The organism is Rhizobium vallis, assembly GCF_003985155.1.
Classification (GTDB): Bacteria; Pseudomonadota; Alphaproteobacteria; order Rhizobiales; family Rhizobiaceae; genus Rhizobium; species Rhizobium vallis.
On record NZ_ML133724.1, the window covers coordinates 1 to 7,754 of the forward strand.

Annotated in this window: 8 protein-coding genes and 3 pseudogenes; 6 read left to right on the forward strand and 5 right to left on the reverse strand. The window is 56.0% G+C overall.

Annotated features, from left to right (window positions below):
- Positions 1–184 precede the first annotated feature (184 nt).
- Positions 185–554: pseudogene (locus tag EFQ99_RS36250) on the reverse strand (nodulation protein NodZ); the annotation flags it as partial.
- 401 nt (positions 555–955) lie between these two features.
- Between EFQ99_RS36250 and nodB the strand changes: the two are divergent.
- The 6 genes from nodB to EFQ99_RS34585 all read left to right on the forward strand — a co-directional run bounded on the left by nodB (position 956) and on the right by EFQ99_RS34585 (position 6,270).
- Positions 956–1,615, forward strand: coding sequence for a chitooligosaccharide deacetylase NodB (gene nodB, locus EFQ99_RS34560; protein ID WP_004679213.1), 660 nt, complete (start codon positions 956–958; stop codon positions 1,613–1,615).
- Positions 1,615–2,946 carry a chitooligosaccharide synthase NodC gene (gene nodC, locus EFQ99_RS34565; protein ID WP_004679211.1) on the forward strand — a complete coding sequence of 444 codons (1,332 nt, stop codon included), beginning with the start codon at positions 1,615–1,617 and terminating at the stop codon, positions 2,944–2,946. The genes nodB and nodC overlap by 1 nt, the downstream gene beginning before the upstream one ends.
- A 15-nt stretch (positions 2,947–2,961) precedes the next feature.
- Positions 2,962–3,579, forward strand: coding sequence for a nodulation methyltransferase NodS (nodS, locus tag EFQ99_RS34570; RefSeq protein WP_012489576.1), 618 nt, complete (start codon positions 2,962–2,964; stop codon positions 3,577–3,579).
- 325 nt (positions 3,580–3,904) lie between these two features.
- Positions 3,905–4,855: a nodulation factor ABC transporter ATP-binding protein NodI gene (gene nodI / locus EFQ99_RS34575; RefSeq protein ID WP_080515691.1), complete on the forward strand. Its 951-nt coding sequence runs from the start codon at positions 3,905–3,907 to the stop codon at positions 4,853–4,855.
- Positions 4,856–4,858: 3 nt separating this feature from the next.
- Positions 4,859–5,647, forward strand: a complete 789-nt coding sequence (locus EFQ99_RS34580) for an ABC transporter permease (RefSeq protein WP_009998866.1) — start codon at positions 4,859–4,861, stop codon at positions 5,645–5,647.
- 206 nt (positions 5,648–5,853) lie between these two features.
- Positions 5,854–6,270, forward strand: coding sequence for a cupin domain-containing protein (locus tag EFQ99_RS34585; protein ID WP_012489574.1), 417 nt, complete (start codon positions 5,854–5,856; stop codon positions 6,268–6,270).
- Positions 6,271–6,622: 352 nt separating this feature from the next.
- Here the strand turns inward: EFQ99_RS34585 and nodD1 are convergent.
- From nodD1 to EFQ99_RS35420, 4 genes and pseudogenes are all read right to left on the reverse strand, one after another.
- A pseudogene (nodD1, locus tag EFQ99_RS35415) lies at positions 6,623–7,090 on the reverse strand (transcriptional regulator NodD1); the annotation flags it as partial.
- Between the two features lie 15 nt (positions 7,091–7,105).
- Positions 7,106–7,402: a hypothetical protein gene (locus EFQ99_RS34595; RefSeq protein WP_097603724.1), complete on the reverse strand. Its 297-nt coding sequence runs from the start codon at positions 7,400–7,402 to the stop codon at positions 7,106–7,108.
- Positions 7,402–7,638, reverse strand: a pseudogene (locus tag EFQ99_RS34600) (transposase domain-containing protein); the annotation flags it as partial. The gene EFQ99_RS34595 and the pseudogene EFQ99_RS34600, both read right to left, overlap by 1 nt.
- Positions 7,560–7,754 (reverse strand): hypothetical protein (locus EFQ99_RS35420; RefSeq protein WP_208722858.1); only part of this gene is annotated, 195 nt, incomplete at its 5' end. The gene EFQ99_RS35420 and the pseudogene EFQ99_RS34600, both read right to left, overlap by 79 nt.

Sequence of the window (7,754 nt, forward strand, 5' to 3'; positions counted from 1 at the left end):
AAAGACCTCATGGTGCGATCGGCAACAAGGTGCCGATCTCGTTGGTGAATTCGGGAGGCGCAACCAGCCCGCCTCCCTGAATGAAGCCGGAAAACTCTAGCATCCGGTGGTCCAACGTTTGGGAGCGTTTCAAAGACCGCCGAGGCTCTAATCGCCGCCGGATGAAAATTCAGTGGCAGGTCATCTGAAATATCTGGCGTTCGGCAGCTTGGTCGCACCGCCACATTAACAGGCATCACAAACTACCGTGTTAGCATCAGTATCGTCCTGGGCTTAAAGAAGCTCGGTTCACGTTCCCGGAAAATTTGTTCATCGGGGCGGTAAACACTCTCGATTGAGGGCTTGTTCCACCATGATGGGAAGAACGGTCCCGGAAATGAGAACTGGTGATCTGGTCATCGCAAATAACCCGTACGCCAGCAATATCTTGAATCGGCTCATAAGTTCTTCCAGGGAACGACGACGCAAGTCCCCCGCCAGTCACGACAACAGGCTCGGTCCGTTAGCAGGAACCGTGGAGCTCGAATTTTATCTATGCTGTGAATGGGTATCATCCAAACAATCGATTTTACGAATTGAATGGCGTGATCCATTAGACGAGCATCTTGACGGAAATCAAGTCGTCGATGGCGCGCCCAGTGGTGTAGAGGGGTCAAATGTGTGGCTTTGGAATGTAATGCTTGCATAAGCGGTCGATCAGCCCATTGCATCACCTTGCAATCGTCGACAGCTCGGGGGTTCACCACCAATCGCACTCGGTACAGTCCGCAACGAGCCGCGGTATTGACAGATTCAGACGAGGCGGCCTGGTGACCGCTATTTTGGGGAAACGGCGTACGCTACACGCTGCCACGCGCGCGTTTCGACCTGCGTCCACGCGCGGCGTCATCATCCTACCCTTTGGTGGCCGGTCTCCGAATGCCACCAGGATAATTTACCGGAAAGGACGAGAGCAATGACGCACCTCGATTGCTCGTGCGAAGTGCACGGTGAGCGCGATGACGGCACTGGTAGTCACAGCGTTTATTTGACGTTCGACGACGGTCCGCATCCATTTTGTACACCGGAGATTCTCGATATTCTGGCTGAACACCGGGTGCCGGCAACATTCTTCGTCATCGGCGAGTTCCTGGCCGATCAATCTAAATTGATCCAGCGAATGATTGCAGAGGGACATGAAGTCGCCAACCACACAATGACGCATCCAGACCTGTCTGACTGCGAACCCGACGAGGTGCAACGTCAGATACTCGAGACAAACAGAGCCATAAAAATGGCGTCGCCTCAGGCGGTGGTGCGGCACATCCGGGCTCCTTACGGCATCTGGACCGAAGAAGTGCTCAAGGTTTCGGCGAATGCGGAACTCACTGCCGTGCACTGGTCGGTAGATCCGCGAGACTGGTCTCTTCCCGGGGCCGACGGCATTGTCAATGATGTGCTGCAGTCTGTCCGGCCGGGGTCAATCGTGCTCTTGCACGACGGTTGTCCCTCCAGTGAAATGCAACAAGGAACTGACCGCAGTCTGCGCCACCAGACTATCATGGCGTTATCTAGCATAATTCCAGCTTTGCATGATCGCGGCTTTGTATTCCGCTCGCTTCCTCGGGAGTTCTGATGGATATGCTTGACACAACCAGCACTGTCGCCGTCTCGCTTTATGCACTTCTCTCGACTGCTTATAAAAGCGTGCAGGCCGTTTATTCTCTGCCGACCGATGTTTCATTGGCGTCCCAGAGCTTGGCCGGCTTTGAGGAGCTGCCCAGCGTAGATGTCATCGTGCCAAGCTTCAACGAGGATCCCCGCACGCTTTCGGAGTGCCTGGCTTCTATTGCGGGTCAGGAATACGGGGGAAGGCTGCAGGTTTACCTAGTTGATGACGGTTCCGAAAATCGCGAGGCTTTGCGACCTGTGCACGAGGCCTTCGCACGAGACCCCAGATTCAATATTCTCCTGCTTCCCCAGAATGTTGGTAAACGGAAGGCACAGATCGCCGCGATACGCCGCTCTGCTGGAGATATGGTGTTAAACGTCGACTCCGACACGATCCTCGCATCTGACGTCATCAGGAAGCTCGTGCCTAAAATGCAAGATCCGGCTGTCGGCGCGGCCATGGGACAGTTGACGGCCCGCAACCGAAACGATAGTTGGCTGACCCGTTTGATCGATATGGAGTACTGGCTGGCTTGCAACGAGGAGCGTGCGGCACAAGCTCGCTTCGGAGCCGTTATGTGCTGCTGCGGTCCATGTGCTATCTACCGTCGCTCTGCGCTCGCTTCGCTGCTTGACCAGTACGAATCACAGTATTTTCGGGGAAAGCCAAGCGATTTCGGTGAGGATCGGCATCTCACCATTCTTATGCTGAAGGCAGGCTTTCGAACGGAGTACGTGCCGAGCGCCATCGCAGCGACAGTCGTTCCGAACAAGCTAGGACCGTATCTGCGCCAACAACTACGCTGGGCGCGGAGCACGTACCGGGACACGTTGCTTGGGCTGCGCCTGCTGCCCAACCTCCATCGCTTCCTTACGCTCGACGTTGTCGGACAGAACCTCGGACCGCTGCTTCTGGCACTATCAGTGCTGACGGGGCTCGCACAGCTTGCATTGACGGGCACCGTGCCTTGGTTGGCATCCCTGATGATCGTGGCCATGACGATGATCCACTGCAGCGTTGTCGCGCTCCGGGCCCGCCAACGACGGTTCCTCGGGTTCTCTCTGCATGCATTCATCAATATTTTTCTGCTACTGCCCTTGAAAGCCTACGCGCTGTGCACGCTGAGCAATAGCGACTGGCTGTCGCGCAGCTCTGCTGGCAACTCGAATCAACATCCGGCGACTGATGCGCGCACTACAGAATGTTCTGGACATGCGACAGCGCCTCGAAGGCTCAACCCCGCCCGCGATTCTGCCAGGCGAACGACGTCTGACTGCATGTGCAGCGACGAGTAAGATCTATTTACCGAGGTGAACGAGTTGACACAGAGCGACAATTATCAATTGCTGAATCGGGAACTGGCTGCACCCGATCCATGGGGACTCGACGCCAATCCATTCGAGCGTGAGCGTCACACGCAAATGCTCCGCTTGGCGCTTGCCCAGGGATCCATCTCAAATGCGCTCGAAGTGGGATGCGCTGCCGGCGCATTTACGGTGCAGCTAGCCCCCCACTGCAAACGGCTCACCGTGATCGATGTTGTGCCTCACGCTATAGAAAGATCGCGTCGACGCATGAGGGATTCTCCGCACATCAGCTGGATAGTCTCTGATGTTCAACAGTTTTCACCTGACGAGAGGTTTGATTTGATCGTTGTGGCGGAAGTGCTCTACTATATTGGAGGAATAGCCGAGATGAGAGGGGCTGTTCGGAATTTAGTGCGGATGCTTGCGCCAGATGGATATCTGGTTTTCGGATCGGCGCGCGACGCCAATTGTCGTCGCTGGGGCCACGTTGCTGGTGCTGAGACGGTCCTCGACATGCTGAACGAAACTTTGCTCGAGCTAGAGCGGCTTGAGTGTCGGGGTGGCTCGGTCAACGAAGATTGCTTACTCGCCTGTTTCCGGAATCCGATTTCTGCCTCCTAACGGCCCCAACCCTCGACGTTCAGACATGGAGACACTATGCGCGTCTGTGGTATAAAAAGACGCGGATGAGATGCCAGGACAGAATTCCGGCTGTTGTCCATCCCGATGAATCTGCACAATTGCAGACCATCCCAGGCACTCTCTCCGTGAAGTCGCCGAGCTACTCTTCGAATGTAACAAGCTCGGGACATTCGGCTGCTCTGCAACACGAGTGCCAATTACCACGGACGAGGCGTTTTCCCGGATGCTGCTGCCAGCCCTTTAATGGAGACGCAATGAACACATACGGTGCGATGGACCAGGAAGAACACAACCAACCGAAGAAATGCCAGTCAACGGCGCCCGACGGTCAGATGAGCGCATGTTCATGTCCGCAATAGATTTTTTCGACGTAAGCAAGACATATGGCGACAAGGCCGTGGTCAACGCGCTATCGTTCCGCGTTTCCCCGGGGCAATGCTTCGGGCTGCTTGGACCGAACGGCGCGGGCAAGAGCACGATCGCACGCATGATCCTTGGCATGACAGCCCCTGATGCGGGGAAGATTACTGTGCTCGGCGTGCCGGTGCCTGCCCAGGCTCGCTTGGCGCGAAAGGGTATCGGCGTGGTGCCGCAATTCGACAACCTTGAGCCTGAATTCACTGTGCGCGAGAATCTGCTGGTCTACGGCCGCTACTTCGGCATGAATACACGCAAAGTCGAGGCGGTCATGCCGTCGCTCCTTGAGTTTGCACGCCTAGAGAGCAAGGTGAATGCGCGTGTGTCTGAACTTTCAGGCGGCATGAAGCGGCGCCTGACGCTAGCGCGTGCGTTGATCAATGACCCCCAGCTACTTGTCATGGACGAGCCGACCACCGGTCTCGACCCGCACGCGCGCCACCTGATCTGGGAGCGCCTGCGTTCCCTGCTTACGCGCGGCAAAACGATCATCTTGACCACCCATTTCATGGAAGAGGCCGAACGGCTATGCGATCGACTCTGCGTACTCGAAAGAGGTCGCAGCATTGCCGAAGGGCGGCCGCATGACCTGATCGATGAACTGATCGGGTGCGAAGTCATTGAAATCTACGGCGGCGATCCGCATGAATTGGAATCGCTGGTCGGGCCATATGCCGATCGCGTCGAAATTAGCGGCGAGACCCTTTTTTGCTATGTGTCTGACCCGGAGCAGGTGCGTGTGCGGTTGCGGGAGCGCGCGGGCTTGCGCATTCTCCAGCGTCCGCCGAATCTTGAGGATGTGTTTTTGCGGTTGACCGGGCGCGAGATGGAGAAGTGAACGATGGGTGAAGGTTGTGCCGCGGCTCTGCCCGCCAACGCTTTTAACTGGATTGCGATATGGCGACGCAACTATCTGGCATGGAAGAAAGTAGCACTTGCGTCAATTGTTGGAAGTCTGGCCGATCCTATGATCTACCTTTTTGGCCTCGGCCTTGGCCTCGGAATTATTGTGGGTCGCGTTGACGGCACAACCTACGTTGCGTTCTTGGCGGGCGGCATGGTGGCGACAAGCGCGATGACCTCAGCGACGTTCGAGACGATTTACGCGGCCTTTACGCGAATGCACGCCCAACGCACCTGGGAAGCCATGCTCTACACACAAATGACACTTGGGGACATCATCCTGGGTGAGTTGGCATGGGCAGCGAGCAAGGCATTTCTTGCCGGTACGGGAATCATAATCGTCGCCACCGTGCTAGGCTATGCGACGTGGCCATCAGTCGTCTATGTGCTGCCAGTTATCATGCTCACTGGATTTGCATTCGCGAGCCTTGCGATGGTAGTCACGGCCCTTGCGCCCAGTTACGAGTATTTCATTTTTTACCAGACGCTCGTCCTGACACCAATGCTGTTCTTGTGCGGCGCGGTGTTTCCAATCGCGCAACTGCCCCAGGCCTTTCAGCAGGTAGCGCAGTTCTTGCCTCTAGCGCATGCGATCGACCTCATACGCCCGGCAATGCTTGGGCGCCCCGCGGGTAGCATGGGCCTGCATATAGGCGCGCTTTGCATCTACGCGATTTTGCCGTTCTTCCTGTCGGCAGCGCTGTTGCGTCGGCGCCTGATGTCTTGACGCTACTCGCCACCACGCCATGAGGGGTATTGCGATGCAGTATCTTGAAAAGACCCGCAGAGCTCTGAAGATAATCATCATAGTCCGGGAACAAATGAACCCGTGTCGGCGCCGGTGAGACGATGCAGGTTTGTCGCTCTGCAACTGGCCGAACTCGGAAGCAAACACTCTTCAGGAAAATCCGGCTTGTATCAGGAGAAAAGCAAATGAAGGTCATCTCAATCGCTACGGCGCTCTTTGCTCTGGCGTGTCCCGCGAACGCGTTCGAAAACAAAGCGGTCGCGGCTACGCTTATCTTAAGGACCGATCGTACGATTGCTGGTCAGCCCATCATCGTTCCACGGAAGAATGTCGAGGTCATCGCTTCGATTTATGAGATTGCGCCCGGTGCGACGTTGCCAATTCATCAGCATCGCTATCAGCGCTATGGCTATGTGCTTTCGGGGGAGATCACGGTCACCAATACAGAATCTGGGAAAGAAAGCATTTTCACGGCAGGAGATTTTATCGTCGAGTCCTGGGGCATATGGCATAAAGGGGCGAACAACGGCACCGAGCCGGTAAAGCTGCTCGTGATCGATCAGGTGGAAAAGGGCAGTGAGAATGTTCTGCCGCAAAAATAAAGACGTTGAGGTATTACCGGAGGGCAATCTGGCGCCACGGCTCGGATGTGGTGAACCCGTCCCATATTAGGGGTTGGTTTGCCGCTCCTTGCTAATGTCGATTGGAGCTGCGTGAACCTTCGACTTGAGTCGTCGACAAACTGTCGAGGAGGTTGTTTCATTGGTCGGTTGAACGGCGGGCGTAGGAGAGCATCTGTCCAGTTCCTCCATACTTGGTCGTCAGTCAGCGCGGCTGTTGGGCCAGCGGCGACAGGATCATCAATCATCCGTGAGACTGTAGCGGCGGCGTTTCAAAGAGGCTCCTCATTCCGACGCCATGAATCACGCCGAACGACAAAACCACGAAAGGTTGCTAGGAAATCCTGAGACGTCTCATTACCTCATGGGGCGAAGGCATGCGGGATGCTTCCTGGCATAGCACGTCCCGCATCCAGAGGCTTGCCTGATCACTATTGTGAAGCGCGGGCCATTGGAGGGCCTGTGTGAACGCGGGCAAAGGTAGCGGAAGGTCGGCGATCCGCAGGGGTATTGTCTTTTCGAGCTGCTTGACCAGGCGTAAGGGCATTGTCGCTATGCGCTCGGTCCCTGAAAGCATGAACGGAACCATGCTGAAGCCCTGCACGACTACTTCGACATGTCTCTTAAGCCCGTGCCCAAGCAAACACCATTCCTCGATGGAAGCAGCGTTCCCAAACTTCACCACAACGTGTCCCATCGACATATACCTCTCGAGTGTAAGTTGCTCCGAGAGTAGCTTGTTCGAGCGGCAGCCCACGCACACGAGGGTCTCCTCGAATAACGCCACCTTAGGATGTGCGCGGTAACCGCCCGATTGTTACCGTGGGGAATATGTCTTGACACGCTCGACGATCTTTTCATCGAGGACGAAGCAATCGAGGAACTCTTGCCATGTTTCCGCAGACCTACGCGCGTCGCTGAGCATCTGCCTGAGTTCGTCAACGCCATCGTCTGTCAAAGCTGACGTACTCTCGTCGTCTCCGGTCACGACGCTGATGATATTGCCATAGGTCAGGTTGTCATCATTGCTGATGATCTCCCGGAGGAGGTCTACGTCCTCATCGAGGATTTCCGCGACATAGTCGATGGTGAAGACGAATCTGACCGTTGCCATCAGGCGGCCTCGGCGCAGATGATTGCCGTCGTCGGCACCCAGTTCCATGGGAGCAGCTCGGCAAGACGATTGATCTTGTGATCCTGAATGCGGTCGAGCACGTCAGCCAGATAGGCCTGCGGATCAAGCCCATTCATTTTGGCCGTTTCGATGATCGTCATGGCCCGTGCCAGGGTCTCTGCTCCAGTGTCCGCCCCAGCGAAGAGCCAGTTGCGTCTTCCAACGGCCATTGCCCGTTCATTCTGCCCATGTCGGTCAGGAATTGGAAGTTTATTATCGTTGGCATCCGTATTTTGGCCGCAAGGTCAACGTTCGGCGGGTAGAGCATCGAGCAACGGGCCAATTTCTCAAG